Origin of the sequence: Cupriavidus sp. NPDC089707, assembly GCF_044748965.1 — a bacterium.
Taxonomy (GTDB): domain Bacteria; phylum Pseudomonadota; class Gammaproteobacteria; order Burkholderiales; family Burkholderiaceae; genus Cupriavidus.
This window is the reverse complement of record NZ_JBIVHB010000020.1, coordinates 68,205-87,076: the sequence shown is the minus strand read 5'-3', so window position 1 is coordinate 87,076 and position 18,872 is coordinate 68,205. Positions and strand designations below refer to the sequence as shown.

The following is an 18,872-nucleotide window of genomic DNA, read 5'->3' as shown; positions in this document are numbered from 1 at the left end:
GGCCCTCTGATTTGCCTCGTACCCGCTCCGTCAAGCTTGACCGGCTCCTCGCCGACATCGCCGCCTGCCGCGCCTGCGCCTTGCCGCACGAGCCCAGGCCGGTGGTGCAGGCCGGCGCCCGTGCGCGGCTGCTGATCGTCGGCCAGGCGCCCGGACGGCGCGTGCATGAAACCGGCATCCCCTGGAACGACCCATCCGGCGACCTGCTGCGCAGCTGGCTGCAGCTGACGCCGGAACAGTTCTATGACGCCGGCAAGGTGGCGATCGTGCCGATAGGGCTGTGCTATCCGGGCAAGGGTGTCAGCGGCGACCTGCCGCCGCGGCGCGAATGTGCGCCGCTGTGGCATGCGCCGCTGCTGGCGTCCATGCCGGACATCCGGTTGACCCTGCTGGTCGGCCGCCATGCACAGGCTTATTACCTCGGCAGCCGGGCCGGAGCGACGCTGGCCGATACCGTCGCCGCCTGCGCCGACTACCTGCCACGTTTCTTCCCGCTGCCGCATCCCAGCCCGCGCAACCGCTTCTGGCTGCGGCGCCATCCGTGGTTCGATACCGACGTGCTGCCGCTGCTGCGGCAACAGGTAGCGCAGGCGCTGTCTGGCTGATGCCGCTCAGTGGTCCCTCAGTGGTCCTTGTGCGGGAAGCGGATGTCGAACTCGGTAAATTCGTGTTCGACGGAACGGCAGCTGATGCCGGCGCCCCAGCTGGCCAGCACGTTCTGGCAGAACGCCAGCCCGATGCCGGTGCCGCGGTGCGCCGGGTAAGAAAAGAAGGGCTGGAACATGCGCGCCAGCACCTGCGGCGGCACTCCGGTCGCGGTGTCGCGGAAGGTGACGTGCACCGCGTCCGGCCGCACCTCGCAGCGAATCTGGATATCGCCCTTGCCGGCGCGCTTGATCGCTTCGAGCGCGTTTTTCAGCAGGTTGGTCATGACCAGCCCGAACAGCTGTGCGTTGCCGAGCACGCGCACCGGGCCGGGCAGATCGATCGTGACGATGTCGCGGCCCGGCTGCTCGAATGGAAACCGGGCAATGGTGTCGCGGATCACGCCACCCAGTTCGAACAGCTCGCGCGTGGCCCTTTCCGGGTTCTTGGAGTTGGCGACCAGCAGTTCGATGCTGTTGCTGATATGCGCGATGTCGGACTCCATGCGTGCCACCGCCTGCATCAGCCCCTCGCGGCGCGGCGCGTCCTGGTCCAGCGCTGCCGGCAGCCGCGCCTTGAGGCCGCCCGCGCTGATGCTCAGGCTGGTCAGCGGCGTACGCAGCTCATGCGCGACGGTGGCCAGCGCCGCCGCCATGCCGCGCCGCTTCTGCTCGATCAGCAGCTGGCGGTCGAGCTTGATCACCACCAGCACCGAGATCACGAAGCCGATGATCGGCAACTGCAGCAGCACCGGCTCCCACGGGATCCCGCCCATGGAATTGCCGGCCAGCACGAACAGCGCCACCGCCGCCGCCGCGCCGGACAGCAGCGAAATGGTCGCGAATGCCGTATTGAAGTGGTAGAGGATCACCACGGCGATGATGACCGACTCGGCCCAGGCCATCGACCCGCCGTTCTCCAGGTAGAGGAAGATGAAGGCGAATGGCATGCCCACCGTGATCGCAAACAGCGCGTATGGCGGCAGCCAGCGCCGGTGCGAGAACGCGCTGGCAAAGAGCAGCGGCACGAACAGCGCGGTGCAGACCAGGCGCAGCCACAGGTTCTCGTAGGGCTGCGGGAACACGTAGGACCAGATCAGGTAGTAGAGCGGATGCCCGATCACCCCCAGCGCGCCCACCATCTGGATCCGCCGCAGGCGGATAACGCTTTCCTCGTCGAGCAGGATGGCCCGCGCCGCGGTATCGAACACCGACTGCCAGGTCCGGCGGGCAAGGCCCGAAAGACCGGAAAGGCTGAACAAGCCGGTGCGGCGCTTGCGGCCTGTGTCGGCCAACTCTGCTTCCATCTCCAACGGCTACTCCTCGCGGGAGCTTGCGGCGAGCTCCTCTCTGGGATTGAGGGATTTGCGCCGGCTGCGGCGCGTGGATGACCATTCTTCCAGGCGCACCTCGTCGCGGATACTGGCGAGGACGCCGACCAGCCGGTCGATTTCACCGGCGCTAAGTTTCGCATGCAGGGTAAGTCGCATCAATGCCCGATTTTTGGGGGTTGCCGGCGAACAGAATACCGCGCCGAAGATGCCGCGCTGTTGCAGCGCGTTGCGCAGGACCATCACCTGCGGTTCGCTGCCGGCCTCCAGCCCGATGATCTGCTCGGAACCGTTGCTGATGTTGTACCCAAGCGCACTGATCGCTTCGCGGGTTTCGCGGGTGAGCGCATGGAGCCGTTCGCGCCGGTGGTCCGCCGCGGCGATGAAGTCGATGGCGGCCTCGAACCACGCGATCTCGTGGCGCAGCAGCCCCGAACTGAAAATGGCCGGCCGCGACTCGACCGCGAAGAAGTCCTTGAACCTGCTGGAGCAGGTGACAAAGCCCGCGCGCCCGGCAAAGGCCTTGGCCAGCGACGCGGTGCGGAAATGCACCCGTTCCGACAGCCCCAGCGCCGGCACCAGCCCGCCGCCCGACGGCCCGTGGGTGCCGAGCGAGTGCGACTCATCCACGACCAGCACAGAACCCGTCGCTTCCGCCACTGCGACATATTCCTCCAGCGGCGCCACGGCGCCGGTGGTGGAGTACACCGCGTCGACCATGATTACGCCGGGGCCGAAGCGCTCGGCCTGCCGGCGCGCATGGGCCACGTCGTTGTGGCGGATCGGCACGGCCTGCGCGCCGGCGGCGGTGATGCCTTCCCACAGCGAGGCGTGGCCGTTCATGTCGATATAGACCGGCACCCCAGGCCCGGCGATGCATTGCACCAGGCCGACGTTGGCGGCCCAGCCCGACTGGGCGATCAGCCCGTCCTCGGCCTGCATCAGGTTGGCCAGCTTGCGCTCGACGTGCCGTTGCGGCGTATCGCCGTACTGGAACACGGACGACATCAACAGCTCCGGCTGCTCGTCCAGCAGCGCGCGAGCCTGCGCCTCCAGCAGCGGCCGCTCGCCCAGCAGGCACAGGTAGTCGTTGCTGCTCAGGTGCAGCGCATCGGGTCCGGGTTTGCGCCCATGCAAGAGGTGGTCGCCGCCCCAGAGCTTGCCTAGCCGGGTATCGAAGTGCTCTGACATGCGTGCTGCGATCCACTGCGGCAGCGGTGGCGTGGCCATGCCGCGGGGGGAGCAGGGAGCAGAATGCGTCGGCTGGGGACGCTGGGCGGCGGAGAACATCGGTTTTCCTCTGGTCGGTAGGGCTGGTCGAAGGGGATCGCTGGCAGCATTGAGCATTGCCAGGGATCTGGGCATGGCAGGCAAGTCGGGGCGTCTGCACTAAGCGATCACTGTGCCAAGTCCTGGATGTCGATTGTGACCGGGCTTCCACCAGTTCAACGCTTGTTTGAGCGCGAAGGGCCACGCCGCGGATGCATTGTGGCGCGGCCCGTCGCTGATCAGTGCCTGATGAGGCATATATAGGCAACTGGAACGCCATTTGCCACCCTCCGCGTGGGCGGAAGCCGCCTAGGGTTTGTCCTGAACAGGGGCCGTAGCGGCTTGTTTTGATTGCGATTTCCCCCGGCGAGCGGAGCATCGGGCGCCCGATGCCCTCAACTTTCACCTTGACCTCCCGCGCCGGCCGCCGATAATACTGCAAACGTTTGCAACGGAGGCATGACATGGAAACATCGCTCGCGCGGCAGGGATCGCCGGTATGGCCGGCCCCGCGCCCCACGCTGATAGACGACGAGCATTCGGTGACCGGCATCGTCCAGGCCGCCATGGCGGATACCGACAACCCACGCCTGCGCTTCGTCATGGATGCGCTGGTCCGGCATCTGCACGGCTTCCTGCGCGAGGCGCGCCTGACCGACGAAGAGTTCGAATTCGCGCTGGGCTGGCTCGCCAGCCTTGGCCACGCGACGCACGCCACGCACAACGAGGTCGTGCTGGCGGCCGATGTGCTGGGTTTGTCGACGCTGGTGACGGTGATGAACAACAGCACCCGCGACGGCCGCACGCCCGGCGCCTTGCTGGGGCCGTTCTACCGCGCCAACGCGCCGCGCTATGCCTGCGGCGACTGCGTGGTGCAGGACGATGCGCCCGGCTTGCCGCTGCTGGTCAGCGGCACCGTGCGCGGCACCGACGGCACGCCGCTGGCCGGCGCGCTGGTCGAGGTGTGGCAGGCCTCGACGGTCGGCCTGTACGACAACCAGGACCCGACGCAGCCCGACCGCAACCTGCGCGGCTGCTTCCATACCGATGCCGACGGCGGCTACCGCTTCCGCACGGTGCGGCCGGCCGGCTACCCGGTACCGACCGATGGCCCGGTCGGCGCGCTGCTGGCCGCGCAACATCGCCATCCGTACCGGCCGGCGCATATCCATTTCATCGTCGCGGCAAAGGGCTACCGGACGCTGGTGACGCAGGTGTTTGCCGACGAGGCAGACAAGCTCGCCTCGGATGTCACCTTCGGCGTGCACCACCAACTGGTCGGCACGCTGCGGTTGCACGACCAGGGCCGCAGCCCGTGGGGCGACGTGCCGGCGCCGTTCTACACGCTGGACTTCGATTTCACGCTGGAGCCGGGGCAGCAGACCTTTCCCAAGCCGCCGATCGATTGAGCGCCAGCCGTTTTCCTTTCACGCAAATTCAACTCCGAACATGAGCCCATCCTCCCTTTCCGGCAAGGTTGCCGTGATCCTCGGCGGCACCGGCAGCATCGGCTTTGCCACCGGTGAAACGCTGGCCCGCCTTGGCGCGAGCATCGTCCTGACCGGACGCGACGCCGACAAGGCTGCCAGCGCAGCGGCCGCGCTGCCGGCCGGCAACCATCTTGCCGCCGTCGCGGAAGTCGCCGACAGCGCCTCGCTGCGCGCGCTGGCCGACGAAGTCATCTGCCATTACGGCCGTGTGGACATGCTGGTCAATACCGCCGGCTTTACGCGGGCGATTCCGCATGCCGACCTCGATGCGCTCGACGACGCGCTGATCGATGAACTCTTCGCCATCAACTGGCGCGGCCAGTTCGCCGCGATCCGCGCCTTCGCGCCGCACCTGCGCGCCAACGGCGAGGGGCTGGTGGTCAATGTCGGCTCCATCGCGGGGCGCAACGGGCAGGGCAGCAACGTGGCGTACTGCGCGGCCAAGGCCGGGCTCGACGTCATGGCGATGTCGCTGGGGCGCGCACTGGCGCCGCAGATCCGCGTGCTGAACGTCTCGCCCGGCGTGGTCGACAGCGCGTTCGTGCCCGGCCGCGACAGCGGCTTCAACGAGCGCGCCGCCAGGACGACGCCGCTGCAACGCATCGGCCAGGCGCAGGACGTGGCCGATGCCATCGCCGCGTGCGCGACCTCGCTGCGCTTTGCCACCGGCACCACCATCGTCGTCGACGGCGGCCGGCAGCTCGGCTAGGCCGGCGCCGCGCTCCGTTTTCTTTTGTTCCGAACCAACATTCACAACATTCACAACATTCACAACATTCGCAACGTTCGCTCATGCACGCACGCAAGACCATCATCACCTGCGCGGTGACCGGCAATATCGTCACCCCCGAGCAGCATCCCGGCCTGCCAGTCACGCCGGCGCAGATCGCCGACGCAGCGCTCGAAGCCGCCGAAGCCGGCGCCGCCGCGGCCCATATCCACGTGCGCGATCCCGAAACGGGCCGCCCGTCGATGGCGCTCGAGTACTACGCCGACGTCATCGACCGCATCCGCGCGCGGAACCGCACGCTGATCATCAACCTCACCACCGGTCCCGGTGGCCGCTTCGTGCCAAGCGAGGACGAGCCGCGCGTGGCGGCGCCGGGCACCACGCTGCTGCATCCGGGCAAGCGCGTCGAGCACATCACCGCGCTGCGTCCGGACGTGTGTTCGCTCGACCTCAATACCATGAATTCCGGCGGCGACGTGGTCATCAACACCCCCGCCAACGTGCGCAAGATGGCCGCCGCGATCCGCGCCGCCGGCGTCATGCCGGAGCTGGAGATCTTCGATTCGGGCGACCTGAACATGGCGCTCGATTTCATCCGCGACGGCGTGCTCGACGGGCCTGGCCTGTGGACCTTCGTGCTGGGCGTCAAGTACGGCTTCGCGCCCACGCCCGAGACGATCTTCTATGCGCGCAACATGCTCCCCGCCGGGGCGCACTGGTCTGCCTTCGGCATCGGCCGCGCCGAATTCCCGATCGTGGCGCAGGCATGGCTGGCCGGCGGCCACGTGCGCGTGGGCCTGGAAGACAACATCTACCTGGACAAGGGCGTGCTGGCCCCGAGCAATGCCGCGCTGGTCGCCAAGGCCCGCGACATCGTGCGCTCGCTTGGCGGCGAGATCGCGTCGCCGAGCGAGGCGCGCCGCACGCTGGGGCTGCGCGAAGCCTGAGTCCCGCCAACCGAATTGCCGATTCCTGAAAGGACAAACCTTATGAACACGATCCGCGTGAACCAGAAAGCCGCCGACATCGAGGCGCTGAAGCTCGAACTGCTCGGCGTGCCGCGCCCGCATGCCGCTGCGGACCAATGCATCATCGAAGTCGCCAGTGCCGGGGTCAATCCTAGCGACGTGAAGGCTACGCTGGGCCTGATGCCGCATGCGGTGTGGCCGCGCACGCCCGGCCGCGACTATGCCGGCCTGGTGATCGACGGGCCCACCGCGCTGCTGGGGCTGCAGGTGTGGGGCAGCGGCGGCGAGCTGGGCATCCGCCGCGACGGCACGCATGGCAAGTACCTGCGTATCCAGGCCAGCGCGGTGCGCGCCAAGCCGGCCTCGGTGTCGCTGCTGGAGGCCGGCGCCGTGGGCGTGCCGTTCATCACCGCCTATGAAGGCCTGCGCCGCGCCGGCATGCCGCAGGCCGGCAGCACCGTGCTGGTCTGCGGAGGCAACGGCAAGGTCGGGCAGGCCACCATCCAGATTGCCACGGCGCTGGGCGCGCGCGTCTTTGCCGTCGAGCGCACGGCAGAGCCTTACCGCGGCCACGCCAGCGGCGCGGTGCGCATGATCGACGCCAGCCGCGAAGCGATCGCAGAAGTGGTGCGCGATGAGACCGGCGGCCATGGCGCCGACATTGTCTACAACACCGTCGGCAGCCCGTACTTCGAGCAAGCCAACCAGGCGATGGCCATCGGCGCGGCGCAGATCTTTATCTCGACCATCGAGAAGCCGGTGCCGTTCGACATCTTCGCCTTCTACCGCGGCCAGCATACGTACGTCGGCGTCGACACGCTGGCGCTGGACAGCGGCGCCTGCGCGCAAATCCTGGACCAGCTCGCGCCGATGTTCGCCTCGGGCGCGCTGCGGCCGTTCCCGGTGCTGTCCGGCTACACCTATACGCTGGCCAATGCCAAGGACGCGTATCGCGCGGTCCTGCAAGGCGCCACCGAGCGCGTGGTGCTCAAGCCATGAACACAACCCGGTTTGCCCAGGCGCCGGCGTATTTCCCGCCCCACCACGACGGCATGCATTGCCTGCGGCTGCAGGGGCACGAGGCCGGGCCGTCCGAGGCACTGTGGCTCGGGGTCTCGGTGCTGCTGCCCGGCGGCCATACCGCGCTGGACGCCTCGCCGGTGGAAAAGCACTACGTCGTGCTCGAAGGCGAAGTCCGCGTGCGCACGCCGGACGAGGCCGTCACGCTGGGGCAGTACGACTCGGTGCGGCTTGCGCCGGGCGAGGCGCGTCAGGTGTCCAATCCTGGCAACCGGCCCGCCTTGCTGCTGCTGGCGATGCCGTATCCGAAGGCCTGATTGCCTGGGCTTGAATGCAAACGATTGCAATGCAGAATTACACGGCCCTGACCACAAATGTGACTACAAAAAGACTGACCATAACCACAGGGGTAGACCAATGACATCCGTTCCGAAACGCAGCCGCTTGCTGCTGCTGGCCGTGGGCGCGGCTTGCAGCGGCCACGCCGGCGCGCAGTCGTCCGTGACGCTGTACGGGCGCCTGAACACCGCGCTGGAGTATTCCTATGCCAATACGGCGACCGACGGCACGCGCCTTGGCGGCGTCGGCCGCCTGACCAACAACCGTTCCGTGTTCGGCATGCGCGGCGAGGAAGGGTTGGGCGGCAGCCTCAAGGCGATCTGGCAGATCGAGAGCAACGTCTCGCTTGACACCGGCCAGGGCCAGATCGCGGGGCGCAACTCGCGCATCGGGTTGCAGGGCAACGCCGGCACGCTGTTCATGGGGCACTGGCAGACGCCTTATACCGAGGCGACTTCGACCTACGACCCGTATTACCCGACCACGGCGGGCTATATGGCGCTGATCGGCAACGGCTCTACGTCGAGTTCGGACAACGTGCAGGACACCAGCGCATTCGACCGCCGGCAGAAGAACATCATCGTCTACAAGACGCCATCGCTGGCGGGCTTCAGCGGTGCGGCCGCGTGGGGCGTCAACGAGGAAAAGACCACGGTGCCGCGCAACCCGGGGCTGTACTCGTTCTCCGCCGCCTACGACAACGGTCCGCTCAACGTGGTGCTGGCCTATGAAATCCACCAGCATTACCAGACCGCGGGCCGCAACGACGATGCGATGAAGGCCGGCGTTTCCTACAAGTTCCCGAGCACCACCGTCGCGCTGCTCTATGAACGGCTGCACTACCGCACCGCCACCGGCGACCTGACGCGCAACGGCTACTACGCGTCAGTGGTGCAGAAGCTGGGGCCGGGCAGCGTGCGGGTCGGCTTCGGCCTAGCCAGCAACGGCGCCGGCAACGCCACCGAGACCGTCGGCTTCTTCCGCAGCGGCGCGGAGACGGGCGCGACACAGGTCACGGTGGGCTACGACTACCCGCTATCCAAGCGCACGGCGCTGTATGCCTACTACAGCCGCATCAACAACAAGCGCAACGCGATCTATGACTTTGCCATCAACGAGTTGGGCGTGAGCGCGGGCGCCGACCCGCAGACCTTCGCGCTCGGCATGCGGCATTTCTTCTGAGGCGCGGCACACGCGTCCCGACCGGCAGTGAGGAGACAAAGAATGATTCGATCCATCCAGGGCGCCGCGCTGGCGCTGACTTCGTCGTTGATGCTGGCGGCTGCCCCCGCCGCCTCCGCCGCCAGTATGCAATCCCAGTACCCCAGCAAGCCGATCCGGCTGGTGGTGCCGTTCTCGGCCGGCAGCGCCACCGATATCCTGGCGCGGATCCTCGGCAGCAAGATGGCCGAAGGCGGCAGCTACCAGGTGATCGTCGACAACCGGCCCGGCGCGGGCGGCACCGTCGGCGCCACCGGCGTGGCCAAGGCGGCGCCGGACGGCTACACGCTGATCCTGGTATCGGTCGGGCACGCGATCAACGCCACGCTGTATCCCAGGCTCGGCTATGACACGGTGAAGGATTTCGCACCGGTCTCGCTGGTGGCCAGCGTGCCCAACGTGCTGGTGGTCAATGCGGCCAGCAAGTACAAATCGGTGCGCGATGTGGTGGCGGCGGCCAAAGCCATGCCGGGCGCACTGAACTTTGACTCCGCGGGCTCCGGAAGCTCCACGCACCTCAGCGGCGAGATGTTCAAGATGCAGGCCGGCATCGACATTACGCATATCCCGTACAAGGGCACGGGCGAAGCGCTTACCGACGTCATGGCCGGCCGCGGCGACATGATGTTCGCGCCCACCGTCTCGGCCATGCCGTTCGTCAGGCAAGGCAAGCTGCGCGCCCTGGCGGTGACCACAGCCAGGCGGGCCAGCGCGCTGCCGGATATCCCGACCGTCGCGGAGTCGGGCTTTCCGGCCTATGCCTTCGATTCGTGGTTCGGCATCCTCGCCCCCGCCGGAACGCCGCGCGAGATCGTCGACGCCCTCAACGCCGAGATCGGCAAGGCGCTGTCATCCCCCGACGTGCGCGAGCGCCTGGCCGCGCAGGGCGCCGAGCCGCGGCGTTCATCACCGCAGGAGTTTGCCGCGCATATCCAGGCGGAAATCGGCAAGCTGGCGCCGGTGGTGCGGCAGTCCGGCGTCAGGGCCGGAGAGTAGGGCTGGGCATCGCCGTGGCACAAGCGTGCCGATCGGATGCTCCCCTGCCGCAGGCGGGAGGGAGTTTGGAGAGGGCTGGCATGTCTACGAAGTGAAGCGCTGTACGTCGTGGAGGCTCCTGCCCTCTCCCCCGGCCCCTCTCCCGCGCGCGGGAGAGGGGAGCAAACAAGCGGCTCGAACAAGCTGTTGGGTTCACCAGCGATAGCGCCAAGCGAGCGCAGCGACGCGTTCCGTGCCCGAGTCCATGACCTGAGATACTGCCGGCGCGCAGCGCAGCCGCGTGCGTTCCTACGTTGACATCAGCAGCAGGGGCCACGCACAACTCTGGGCTCGTTCAATCACCGCGTCAATCCCAGCCAGGGTGGCGCACCACGGCGGCAGGCAGCCCTGCTCTGCGACGAAGCGCAGCCCCATACGAAAGCCACAGCCCACTACGATAAAAGTGGCCGCCCGCCCAGGGCAGTCAACGCGCTTTCTGGTGACTCTTTGTCGCTCGGACAAAGAGTTACCCGCCCTTTAGGGCGGAACCGGGCGCATCAAATATCCGCCAGATGTCCAGCCGCGGCCACGTTGGGATGACGGCAGACACTTCCTCGAAGTGAAGCGCTGGACTTCATTGAGGCCCCGGCCCCAATCCCCGGGCCAATGCACCTTAAAATGTCGTATCCAGCCATTCCCGGGCCACCGCCCACTTCCTTCCGTCATGTCCGAGCGCAAGCGCCTTACCCTGAAAGACCTGGCCGCCGAGATCGACGTGCACTACTCGACGGTCTCGCGTGTCATGAACCCGGCCACGCGGCACCTGGTGGCGCAGGACGTCGCTGCGCGCATCCTGGAGGTGGCCGAGGCGCGCGGCTTCCGCCCCAACCGCATTGCAGCGGGCTTGCGCACGCAGCGCTCCGGGCTGGTGGGCGTGGTGCTGCCCGATATCGCCAACCCGGTGTTCCCGCCGATCCTGGCGGGGATCGAGTCGGTGCTGGCGCAGCAGGGCTACGTGCCCATCGTCGTCAACGCCGGCACCGACAAGAGCCGGCAGCGCTTCATCATCGACCAGATGATCGGCCGGCAGGTCGAAGGGCTGGTGCTGGCGACGGCGGAGCGCGAGGACGCGGTGCTGGACTACTGCATCCGGCAGCATATCCCCGTCGTCACGGTCAACCGCGGCGAAGAGACCGGACGGGTCTCGTGCGTGGTCAGCGACAACCTGCTGGCGATGCGGCTGACCGTAGACCACCTGGTCGGCCTGGGCCATCGCCATATCGGCCACATCGCCGGGCCGGCCGCGCTGTCCACCGGCTTCCTGCGGCGCGAGGGCTTTGTCCAGGCGGTCAGGCGGCACCGCCTGCGCCGCGACGCCTGGCATGTGATCGAGGCTGCCAGCTATTCGCGCGAGGCCGGCAAGCTGGCGTGCGCGCAACTGCTGGAAGCCTATCCGGCGGTCACGGCCATCGCCGCGGGCAACGACCTGGTGGCGATGGGCTGCTACGACCTGCTGCGCGCACGCGGACTGGATTGCCCCGCCGACATCTCGGTAGTGGGCCACAACGACATGCCATTTGCCGATGCGCTGACCCCGCCGCTGACTACGGTGCGCATCGCCGTCCACGAAATGGGCGAAGAGGCGGCGCGGCTGCTGCTCCGGCAGATCGACAAGCCGGGATCCGATGCCGTCACGGTGCAGCTGACGCCGCAGCTGATCGTGCGCGGGTCTACTGCCGCGCCGCGCGGCGACGCGTCATAGCCGGAGAGGGCGGCAGCGCTAGCGTGCCGCCGCCACCAGCGCGGCCAGGAAAGCCTGCCGCAGCGGCGTCTGCTCGGCGTCGCGGTGCCGCAGCACGCCCACCGTGCCTTCGCGCCGGTACGGCAGCGGCAATGGCACCACCTGCCCCAGGGCGCGGAAGAACTCGGTCATCCTCCCCGACATTACCGCCAGCAATTCGCTTTGCTGCAGCAACGCCACGTTCGCCAGCACCGTGGCGCTCTCGATGCGCACCGTCGGCGCCGGTTCACCCGCCAGCGCCAGTTCGTAGTCCAGCTCGCGCCGGATCTGGCTGGTGGCGGGCGGGCCGATCCATGTATAAGCGCGCGTCTCGTCCCAGCGCAGCTTGCGCCGGCGCGCCAGCGGATGTGCCGGGCCGGCAATGACGCGGATGCTCTCTGGATAGAGCAGGTCGCAGCGCAGCGGCGCGTCGATACCCTGCACCTCGGTGCGCCCGACCACGAAATCCAGCCGCCCTTCGCGCAGAGCCGGCAGCATGTCTTCCACGGTGCCCTCGGAAAGCGTCAGATGCGCCTCGGGAAACGCCTCGCGAAAGTGCCGGATCGCCGCAGGGAGCAGGTCGACCGCCACCGTGGGAGTTGCGCCGATCGCCAGCTGCCCGGCTGCGCCGTCCGCCATCACGCGGATGGTGGCCTGGGTGCGTTCGATCTCGCTGAGGATGGTGCGCGCGTGGACCACCAGCGCTTCGCAGAAGCGCGTCGGCACCAGGCCGCGTGAATGCCGCTCGAACAGTGCGACGCCGAGCTCGCTTTCCAGCTCGGCCAGCCAGCGCGACAGTGCCGGCTGCGTCATGCTGAGCCGTTGCGCGGTATGGCTGACGTTGCGGGTTTCGTAGAGCGCCACCAGTACATGCAGTTGCCGGATGCGCAGCCGCTGGCTCCAGTCCATGGTGTTTTCGGTATGCCAATGATGTTATAGCAGCCGCCATTTTAATCATTTCCATGTCATCGTGGCCGGTGCCATACTTTTCGCACGTGGCGCCATGTCGCCCTGACAGCGTCCCCGATCGCCCCCTGAGTTGCCCCACATGTCCGACCCGACACCGCTTTCTCGCCCTAATTTCCTGCTCTTCATCACCGACCAGCACCGCGCCGACCACCTCGGCATTTATGGCAACGATGTCGTGCGCACGCCCAATATCGACCGACTGGGAGGCTGGGTGGCGCAGCGCTGCTACGTAGCCTCGCCGATCTGCATGCCCAACCGCTCGTCGCTGATGACCGGGCGCATGCCGTCGGCCCATGGTGCGCGCCATAACGGCATTCCGCTGCCGCTGTCGCAGGTCACCTTCGTCGAGCGGCTGCGCGAGGCGGGCTACCGCACCGGACTGGTCGGCAAGTCGCACCTGCAGAACATGACGGGGCTGCCGCCGGTGTGGCCGCGCCCGCAGGATCCGCGCACCGATGGCGAGGCGCGCCGGCCCGAGGCTGGCCGCTTCGACCAGGAATGGGCGCCGGCGTGGCGCGATGACGCGGGCTTCGACATGTCGCTGCCGTTCTATGGCTTCGGCGATGTGCAGCTGGTCATCGATCATGGCGACACAGCCGGCGGCCATTACCGCCGCTGGCTTGAACTGCACCACCCGGAAGTGGCTGCGCTGTGCGGGCAGCAGCACGCCATCCCGACGCCGGAATACGCGCTCTGCGCCGCACGGCAGGCGTGGCGCACACGCGTGCCGGAGACTTTGTCGACCACCGCCTGGATCGGCGACCGCACCATCGACCTGCTGGAGCAATACGCCGGGGCCGACGCGCCGTTCATGATCCAGTGCTCGTTTCCCGATCCGCACCACCCGTTCACGCCGCCCGGCCGCTACTGGGGCATGTACCGGCCCGAGGACATGGCGTTGCCCGCGTCGTTTCATGACGATCCCGCGCTGGCCCCGCCTCACCTCAAATGGATGCACGCACAGCGCGATGGCGGTCGCGCGGTCAAGCACACGCCGGCGATGTTCGCCTGCACCGAGCGCGAGGCGCGCGAGGCACTGGCGCTGAACTATGGCTCGATCGCGCATATCGACGACACCATCGGCCGTGTGATGGCCCGGCTGGCGGCCCTGGGGCTGGACCGCAATACCGTGGTGCTGTTCACCAGCGACCACGGCGATTTCTTCGGCGACCACCAGTTGCTGTGGAAGGGGCCGCTGCACTACCAGGGCCTGATCCGCACACCGCTGCTGTGGTCCGAGCCGGCCTCGCGGGCCGCGGACACTGCACCGGCCGTGCGCAGCCAGGTGTTGTGTTCCACCATCGACATCGCCCCGACCATCCTGGCGCGCGCCGGCTGCCTGCCCTACAACGGCATGCAAGGCTTGTCGCTGCTGCAGGCCATGGCGGGCGAGGCGCTGCCGCGCGAGGCTGTGCTGGTCGAAGAGGAAAACCAGCGCACGCTCTTCGATTTCCCGATGCGCACCCGCATGCGCACGCTGCAAACCGCACGCTATCGGCTCAGCCTCTATGAAGGCGCGGACTGGGGCGAACTGTACGACCTGGAGAGCGACCCGACCGAATCGCACAACCTGTGGCACGAACCCGCGCTGGCGGGCGTACGCCAGGAATTGCTGCACCAGCTGGTGCTGACGATGATCGGGCATAGCGACGCCAGCCCGAACCCAACCGCACTGGCCTGACGCATCCAGGCCAGCTGGCCGGCTGCCAGGACAGCCACATCGATAACGAGAGAAACGGAGACAACGCATGACTCGCCCCATGGCTACCCGGCCCATTGGTTTCCCCACCGCTTCGTGTCGCCCCCGGCGCGGCTGGCTGGCCGCCGTTGCCGGCCTCGCATTGCTGGCCGTCTTGCCCGCGCGCGCGCAAGACGCCTACCCGTCGCGGCCGGTCCGCATCATCGTCAATTTCCCGGCCGGCGGGCCGCTCGATACCGTGGCCCGGCTGGTGGCCGAGCGTGCGGGCCGCGACCTGAAGCAGCCGGTGGTGGTGGAAAACCGCGCTGGTGCCGGCGGCAACGTCGGTGCCGAGACCGCGGCGCGCGCCACCCCTGACGGCTACACGCTGCTGATGTCGACCGATACGCTGGTGACGGTCAACCCGTTCGCCTACCGCAAGATGTCGTTCGACCCGGTGCGCGACCTGCAGCCGGTGGGCTTGGCCGGCACCTTCAACCAGGTTCTGGTGACGCACCCGGCCATCAAGGTCGCGAGCCTCGACAAATTTCTGGCCATGGCGAAGACACAGGACTTGTCGTATGCCTCGGCGGGAATCGCGTCGCCGGGGCATATCGCCTTCGAGATGCTGAAGGCGCGCACGAAAATCCAGGGCACGCACGTTCCTTACAAGGGAAACGCCCCGGCGCTCAGCGACGTGCTGGCGGGGCAGGTGCCGGCTGGCTTCCTGGCGACGCCGACCGCGGTGCAGTACATCCGCAGCGGTAAGCTGGTGCCGCTGGCGGTATCGGGGCTGCGGCGCGATCCTTTGCTGCCCGACGTGCCCACCGTGGCGGAGACCGGCGTATCCGGCTTCGACGCCGAGTTCGCTTTCGTAATGCTGGTGCCGTCCGGCACGCCCGCGCCGATCCGCGCGCGCTGGGAACAGGAGCTGAAGACGATCTTCGCGGATGAGGGATTTCAGAAGAAGCTGCTGGCGCAAGGTGTCAGGCCACAGGCCACAGACGGCACCCAGGCCACGGCGTGGCTGGCGGCAGGCAGCAAGCGCTGGGGCGAGTTGATCCGCAAGCTGGGGGTGTCGCTGGATTGATCGGAAGCCCGCCGGGTATTCTGGCAGGCACATGCCGCACAGGTGAAAGCGCGCGCCTGGTAATTCTGGGAGCGCCCGTTGCAGGATGTCGCCCCAGGGGCCGCATTGCGGGCGCCCGGTGCTCTGGAATGGGATTTGCTATAGCCATGCAGGACACGTCGCGACAGAACCCCGCATGCCCCGTGTCGCCGCGCGCCGCCTTCGCGTTGATTCGCGAGAGCATTAACTCCTGGATCGACGACTATGCCCCGAGCATGGGCGCGGCGCTGGCGTACTACACCGTCTTCTCGATTGCCCCATTGCTGATGATCGTCATCACCGTGGCGGGTGTGATATTCGGCGCGGAAGCGGCGCGCGGCGAGGTGGTCAGCGAGTTGAACGGGCTGATCGGCGCGGAAGGGGCGGAGGTGGTCGAAGGGATGCTGGTGGCGGTCAGCGAGCCGGCGGCCAGTACGATCACCGCCATCTTCGGCGTGGTGGCGTTGCTGGTCGGCGCGACCACGGTGTTTGCCGAGCTGCAGTCAAGCAGGCATTGCGGAACCGCCTGCGGGAACTGGCGCAGGCGCCGGTGGTGTCTGCTCCGAGGCGGGGCATCATTCAGGCGATACCCGCGACCTGATCAAGTTCGGCGTGAGCTACGTCGAAGCTTACCTGCACCGGACGCACTGAGGCGCTGCATCGCGGGGCTGGCGCCGCATCAGATGGCCAGCACCGGCGTGGTTTCGCCCAATACCACCACGCGGTTGCGGCCGTCGCGCTTGGCCAGGTAGAGCGCCTGGTCCCCGCCATGCAGGAAGGCACGCAGGTCCGCGAACGGCGGGGCGTCCCCGTCTCTGGCCGAACTGGTGGCAACGCCGATGCTGACCGTGACAGCGCCAAGCGGGCTGTCCGTGTTCGGGATCTCCAGTGACTGCACCGCATGGCGAATGGCCTCGGCGACCCTGGCGGCGCCGGCTGCAGGCGTGCCGGGCAGCAGGATCGCGAATTCCTCGCCGCCGTAGCGGCCGGCATAGTCGCCCGGCCGGCGGATCTGTTTCTGGATGCTGTCGCCGACCGCGGCCAGCGCATCGTCGCCGGCAAGGTGGCCGTAGCGGTCGTTGAACTGCTTGAAGTGGTCGACATCGACCATCAGCAGCGACAGCGGCTGGCCGTCGCGGCGAGAGCGCCGCCATTCCTTGTCGGCGGCGTCGTCCAGCGCGCGCCGGCTGCCCAGGCCGGTCAGGCCATCGGTATTCACCATCAGCCGAAGGTGCGCTTCCATGTCGAGGCGGCGGCGCCACTGGCGCGACAGCAGCACCGCCAGCGCCACGATCAGCGCATCGACCACGGCGATCAGGCCGGCAAACCACCATGCGCGCTTGTACCAGGGGGCCAGCACGTCGTGGACCGAGCGCCCGACCACCACCATGAGCGGGAAGTCGGGCAGGCGCCGGTAGCTGTACAGCCGCCGCACGCCGTCGACCGCGGCGACGCCGATAAAGCTGCCTTCGGTGCCCCGCAGCAGCGGCGCGAAGGAAGGGCTGGCCGAGATATTGCGACCCACCGACGAATCATCGTATGGGCGGCGCATGATGATGGTTCCGTCGGTGCGCAGCAGCGTCAGCGTACCGCCGGAGCCGAGACTGACGCCGTTGAACAGCTTGCGAAAGTAGTTCAGGCGCAGGGTGCCGACGACGATGCCGCGGAAGGCGCCATCAGGCCCCGACACCCGGCGGCTCAGGCCGATGGACTTGTTCTCCGGAGTGAGCCGTGGCTGGAACGGCTGGCTAAGGAAGATGCCGGCGTTGGCGTTGTGCACGTGGGCCTGGAAATAATCGCGGTCCGCAAGGTTCACGGCGCGGGGCGGCCACTTGTGCGAATCGAGCACGAGCTTGCCGCTGGCATCGGTGGCCAGCAGCGACCCCATGTCCTCGGCGTTGATCGAACGGTCGAACAGCACGCGCTGGCGCAGGGCGGTCGGCAGCTGCATCACTTCCGGGTCCTGCATGGCATCGGCGACCCCGGCGATGGCGAACTGGTAGAGATGCAGGTTGCGCGAGATGCTGCGCTCCAGCGTGAGCGCCAGGTTGGCCGAGGCTTCGCTGGCGCTGGCCTGGGCGTCGCTTCGCATCTGGGCCAGTGCGGCGGCGCCCAGGCCGGCGATGGCAACCGCCAGGGCAATGGTCGCCGGGACGATCATCGCGGCGGGGTTCAGGCGTACGCGCAGGCGTCGTCTTGCAAGGTCGATCATGGAGGCAGGCGCTGCCGGTGCATTTTTTGCAGCATTGTAGTGCCTGCGGGTACCTCGATTGAACCGTGGGAAAAATGTCACAACTGAGTTTAACGGCCTGCACATCGCCCGGTGCGTGCCCGACCCGGTTTCAAGTCACCAGATCGCCACTTGCGAAGGGCGCCGGCTCGCACGCTGGCGGCGCAGCGCCGGGCCGGCGCAGCGGACTGTCGGGCATGTTGACCAGGTAGTGCGCCTCGCGCCTGAGCTGCGCGGCAAAGCTGGCGACGACGGGGGGCATCGGCGAATCCGCGCGGTAGATCAGGCACACGGTGTGGCTCGGCAGGACGTCCTCGATCGGCAGGACTGCCAATCCGGCCGGGGCCCGCGCCGGGTACATCAGCTGGCGCGCCACCATGCACAGGAGCTTCCGGTCCTGCAGCAGCGCCTGGATCATGCCAAAGGTATCGCAGCGCGCCGCCACGCGCGGCAGCGGCAGGCTGCGCGCCCGGAAGGCATCCATGATGGCCGCGCCCGGCCCGTGCATGCCGGCGGTCGTCAGGATCCATTCGGATCCCACCAGCTCGCGCAGCGAGCGCGCATGGCGCAGCGGATGCTCCTGGTGCGCCACCACCACCGAGTCGTTGTTGTAGAGCGGCTCGCAGATAAAGTCGTTGTCGGTGCCTTCGTCGGGAACCGGGCTCACCGCCATGTCGATCAGGCCCGCGCGCAAATCCTGCTGGTGCATCGCATACCGGCCGCTGTCGATGCAGACCTCGACCTCCGGGTGCTGTCGCCGGAAGCGGTTCAGCGCCGCGGGCACGAGCAGGTGAGCCGGTCCGCCCGTGACGCCGAGGCGGACCGTGCCGGTGCGGGCGCCCAGCATCTGTGTCATCTCTTCAGTGGCCCGGCGGGCCTCGGCCGCGATCAGGCGTGCGCGGCGCAGGAACGCCTCGCCGTAGTTCGACAGCACGACGCCGCGCGTGGTGCGCGTGAGCAGCGGCACATGCAGTTCGTCTTCGAGTTGCCGGATGCTCTTGGTGAGCGCGGGCGCCGACACGTCGCGCGTCCTGGCCGCGGCACGGATGCTGCCGCCTTCCGCCACCGCAATGAAGTCCTGGATCTGACTGAGCCGCATGGCAGGCGCTCCGGTGGCGGC

16 protein-coding genes and 1 pseudogene are annotated in these 18,872 nt (G+C 67.9%); 12 read left to right on the top strand and 5 right to left on the bottom strand.

Annotated elements, in window-relative coordinates:
- The first annotated feature begins 11 nt into the window (after positions 1 to 11).
- Positions 12 to 605 carry a uracil-DNA glycosylase family protein gene (locus ACIP1U_RS25325; protein WP_400320929.1) on the top strand — a complete coding sequence of 198 codons (594 nt, stop codon included), beginning with the start codon at positions 12 to 14 and terminating at the stop codon, positions 603 to 605.
- A 17-nt stretch (positions 606 to 622) separates the two neighbouring features.
- Here ACIP1U_RS25325 and ACIP1U_RS25320 read toward each other — a convergent pair whose 3' ends face one another.
- Together ACIP1U_RS25320 and cqsA are read right to left on the bottom strand one after the other, a co-directional pair.
- On the bottom strand, positions 623 to 1,951 hold the full coding sequence (locus tag ACIP1U_RS25320) for a sensor histidine kinase (protein ID WP_400320926.1): 1,329 nt from the start codon (positions 1,949 to 1,951) through the stop codon (positions 623 to 625).
- Between the two features lie 9 nt (positions 1,952 to 1,960).
- Positions 1,961 to 3,265 carry an alpha-hydroxyketone-type quorum-sensing autoinducer synthase gene (gene cqsA / locus ACIP1U_RS25315; RefSeq protein ID WP_400320923.1) on the bottom strand — a complete coding sequence of 435 codons (1,305 nt, stop codon included), beginning with the start codon at positions 3,263 to 3,265 and terminating at the stop codon, positions 1,961 to 1,963.
- Positions 3,266 to 3,708: 443 nt separating this feature from the next.
- Between cqsA and ACIP1U_RS25310 the strand changes: the two genes are divergently transcribed.
- The 8 genes from ACIP1U_RS25310 (at position 3,709) to ACIP1U_RS25275 (ending at position 11,749) form a co-directional block, all read left to right on the top strand.
- Positions 3,709 to 4,653: a dioxygenase gene (locus tag ACIP1U_RS25310; protein WP_400320920.1), complete on the top strand. Its 945-nt coding sequence runs from the start codon at positions 3,709 to 3,711 to the stop codon at positions 4,651 to 4,653.
- 40 nt (positions 4,654 to 4,693) lie between these two features.
- Positions 4,694 to 5,443: an SDR family NAD(P)-dependent oxidoreductase gene (locus ACIP1U_RS25305; RefSeq protein ID WP_400320917.1), complete on the top strand. Its 750-nt coding sequence runs from the start codon at positions 4,694 to 4,696 to the stop codon at positions 5,441 to 5,443.
- Between the two features lie 83 nt (positions 5,444 to 5,526).
- On the top strand, positions 5,527 to 6,411 hold the full coding sequence (locus tag ACIP1U_RS25300) for a 3-keto-5-aminohexanoate cleavage protein (RefSeq protein ID WP_400320914.1): 885 nt from the start codon (positions 5,527 to 5,529) through the stop codon (positions 6,409 to 6,411).
- Between the two features lie 42 nt (positions 6,412 to 6,453).
- Complete coding sequence (locus ACIP1U_RS25295; RefSeq protein WP_400320912.1) at positions 6,454 to 7,431, top strand: zinc-binding alcohol dehydrogenase family protein; 978 nt, start codon at positions 6,454 to 6,456, stop codon at positions 7,429 to 7,431.
- Positions 7,428 to 7,769, top strand: a complete 342-nt coding sequence (locus ACIP1U_RS25290; protein ID WP_400320909.1) for a cupin domain-containing protein — start codon at positions 7,428 to 7,430, stop codon at positions 7,767 to 7,769. The genes ACIP1U_RS25295 and ACIP1U_RS25290 overlap by 4 nt, the downstream gene beginning before the upstream one ends.
- A 100-nt stretch (positions 7,770 to 7,869) precedes the next feature.
- Positions 7,870 to 8,973 carry a porin gene (locus ACIP1U_RS25285; RefSeq protein ID WP_400320906.1) on the top strand — a complete coding sequence of 368 codons (1,104 nt, stop codon included), beginning with the start codon at positions 7,870 to 7,872 and terminating at the stop codon, positions 8,971 to 8,973.
- 42 nt (positions 8,974 to 9,015) lie between these two features.
- Complete coding sequence (locus ACIP1U_RS25280) at positions 9,016 to 10,008, top strand: tripartite tricarboxylate transporter substrate binding protein (RefSeq protein WP_400320904.1); 993 nt, start codon at positions 9,016 to 9,018, stop codon at positions 10,006 to 10,008.
- Positions 10,009 to 10,711: 703 nt separating this feature from the next.
- On the top strand, positions 10,712 to 11,749 hold the full coding sequence (locus ACIP1U_RS25275; RefSeq protein WP_400320902.1) for a LacI family DNA-binding transcriptional regulator: 1,038 nt from the start codon (positions 10,712 to 10,714) through the stop codon (positions 11,747 to 11,749).
- A gap of 18 nt (positions 11,750 to 11,767) precedes the next feature.
- Here the strand turns inward: ACIP1U_RS25275 and ACIP1U_RS25270 are convergent, their stop codons facing one another.
- The gene (locus ACIP1U_RS25270; RefSeq protein ID WP_400320899.1) at positions 11,768 to 12,676 is read right to left on the bottom strand and encodes a LysR family transcriptional regulator; all 909 of its coding nucleotides are present in this window, start codon (positions 12,674 to 12,676) and stop codon (positions 11,768 to 11,770) included.
- 139 nt (positions 12,677 to 12,815) lie between these two features.
- On the opposite strand from ACIP1U_RS25270, the gene ACIP1U_RS25265 reads away from it, so the two are divergent.
- The 3 genes and pseudogenes from ACIP1U_RS25265 to ACIP1U_RS25255 form a co-directional block, all read left to right on the top strand.
- Positions 12,816 to 14,417 carry a sulfatase gene (locus ACIP1U_RS25265; protein WP_400320897.1) on the top strand — a complete coding sequence of 534 codons (1,602 nt, stop codon included), beginning with the start codon at positions 12,816 to 12,818 and terminating at the stop codon, positions 14,415 to 14,417.
- A gap of 67 nt (positions 14,418 to 14,484) precedes the next feature.
- Positions 14,485 to 15,504, top strand: coding sequence for a Bug family tripartite tricarboxylate transporter substrate binding protein (locus ACIP1U_RS25260; protein WP_400320894.1), 1,020 nt, complete (start codon positions 14,485 to 14,487; stop codon positions 15,502 to 15,504).
- A gap of 146 nt (positions 15,505 to 15,650) precedes the next feature.
- A pseudogene (locus ACIP1U_RS25255) lies at positions 15,651 to 16,031 on the top strand (YihY/virulence factor BrkB family protein); the annotation flags it as partial.
- 170 nt (positions 16,032 to 16,201) lie between these two features.
- Here ACIP1U_RS25255 and ACIP1U_RS25250 read toward each other — a convergent pair.
- Together ACIP1U_RS25250 and ACIP1U_RS25245 are read right to left on the bottom strand one after the other, a co-directional pair.
- Complete coding sequence (locus tag ACIP1U_RS25250; RefSeq protein ID WP_400320892.1) at positions 16,202 to 17,734, bottom strand: diguanylate cyclase; 1,533 nt, start codon at positions 17,732 to 17,734, stop codon at positions 16,202 to 16,204.
- Between the two features lie 130 nt (positions 17,735 to 17,864).
- Positions 17,865 to 18,851 carry a LysR family transcriptional regulator gene (locus ACIP1U_RS25245; RefSeq protein ID WP_400320889.1) on the bottom strand — a complete coding sequence of 329 codons (987 nt, stop codon included), beginning with the start codon at positions 18,849 to 18,851 and terminating at the stop codon, positions 17,865 to 17,867.
- Positions 18,852 to 18,872 lie beyond the last annotated feature (21 nt).

Bases quoted from the DNA above. Each gene is read 5' to 3' on its own strand.
- cqsA (WP_400320923.1), bottom strand. From the start codon at position 3,265: ATGTTCTCCGCCGCCCAGCGTCCCCAGCCGACGCATTCTGCTCCCTGC.
- ACIP1U_RS25305 (WP_400320917.1), top strand. From the start codon at position 4,694: ATGAGCCCATCCTCCCTTTCCGGCAAGGTTGCCGTGATCCTCGGCGGC.
- ACIP1U_RS25250 (WP_400320892.1), bottom strand. From the start codon at position 17,734: ATGATCGACCTTGCAAGACGACGCCTGCGCGTACGCCTGAACCCCGCC.
- ACIP1U_RS25280 (WP_400320904.1), top strand. From the start codon at position 9,016: ATGATTCGATCCATCCAGGGCGCCGCGCTGGCGCTGACTTCGTCGTTG.
- ACIP1U_RS25265 (WP_400320897.1), top strand. From the start codon at position 12,816: ATGTCCGACCCGACACCGCTTTCTCGCCCTAATTTCCTGCTCTTCATC.
- ACIP1U_RS25270 (WP_400320899.1), bottom strand. From the start codon at position 12,676: ATGGACTGGAGCCAGCGGCTGCGCATCCGGCAACTGCATGTACTGGTG.
- ACIP1U_RS25295 (WP_400320912.1), top strand. From the start codon at position 6,454: ATGAACACGATCCGCGTGAACCAGAAAGCCGCCGACATCGAGGCGCTG.
- ACIP1U_RS25310 (WP_400320920.1), top strand. From the start codon at position 3,709: ATGGAAACATCGCTCGCGCGGCAGGGATCGCCGGTATGGCCGGCCCCG.
- ACIP1U_RS25245 (WP_400320889.1), bottom strand. From the start codon at position 18,851: ATGCGGCTCAGTCAGATCCAGGACTTCATTGCGGTGGCGGAAGGCGGC.
- ACIP1U_RS25320 (WP_400320926.1), bottom strand. From the start codon at position 1,951: ATGGAAGCAGAGTTGGCCGACACAGGCCGCAAGCGCCGCACCGGCTTG.
- ACIP1U_RS25285 (WP_400320906.1), top strand. From the start codon at position 7,870: ATGACATCCGTTCCGAAACGCAGCCGCTTGCTGCTGCTGGCCGTGGGC.
- ACIP1U_RS25290 (WP_400320909.1), top strand. From the start codon at position 7,428: ATGAACACAACCCGGTTTGCCCAGGCGCCGGCGTATTTCCCGCCCCAC.
- ACIP1U_RS25275 (WP_400320902.1), top strand. From the start codon at position 10,712: ATGTCCGAGCGCAAGCGCCTTACCCTGAAAGACCTGGCCGCCGAGATC.
- ACIP1U_RS25300 (WP_400320914.1), top strand. From the start codon at position 5,527: ATGCACGCACGCAAGACCATCATCACCTGCGCGGTGACCGGCAATATC.
- ACIP1U_RS25260 (WP_400320894.1), top strand. From the start codon at position 14,485: ATGACTCGCCCCATGGCTACCCGGCCCATTGGTTTCCCCACCGCTTCG.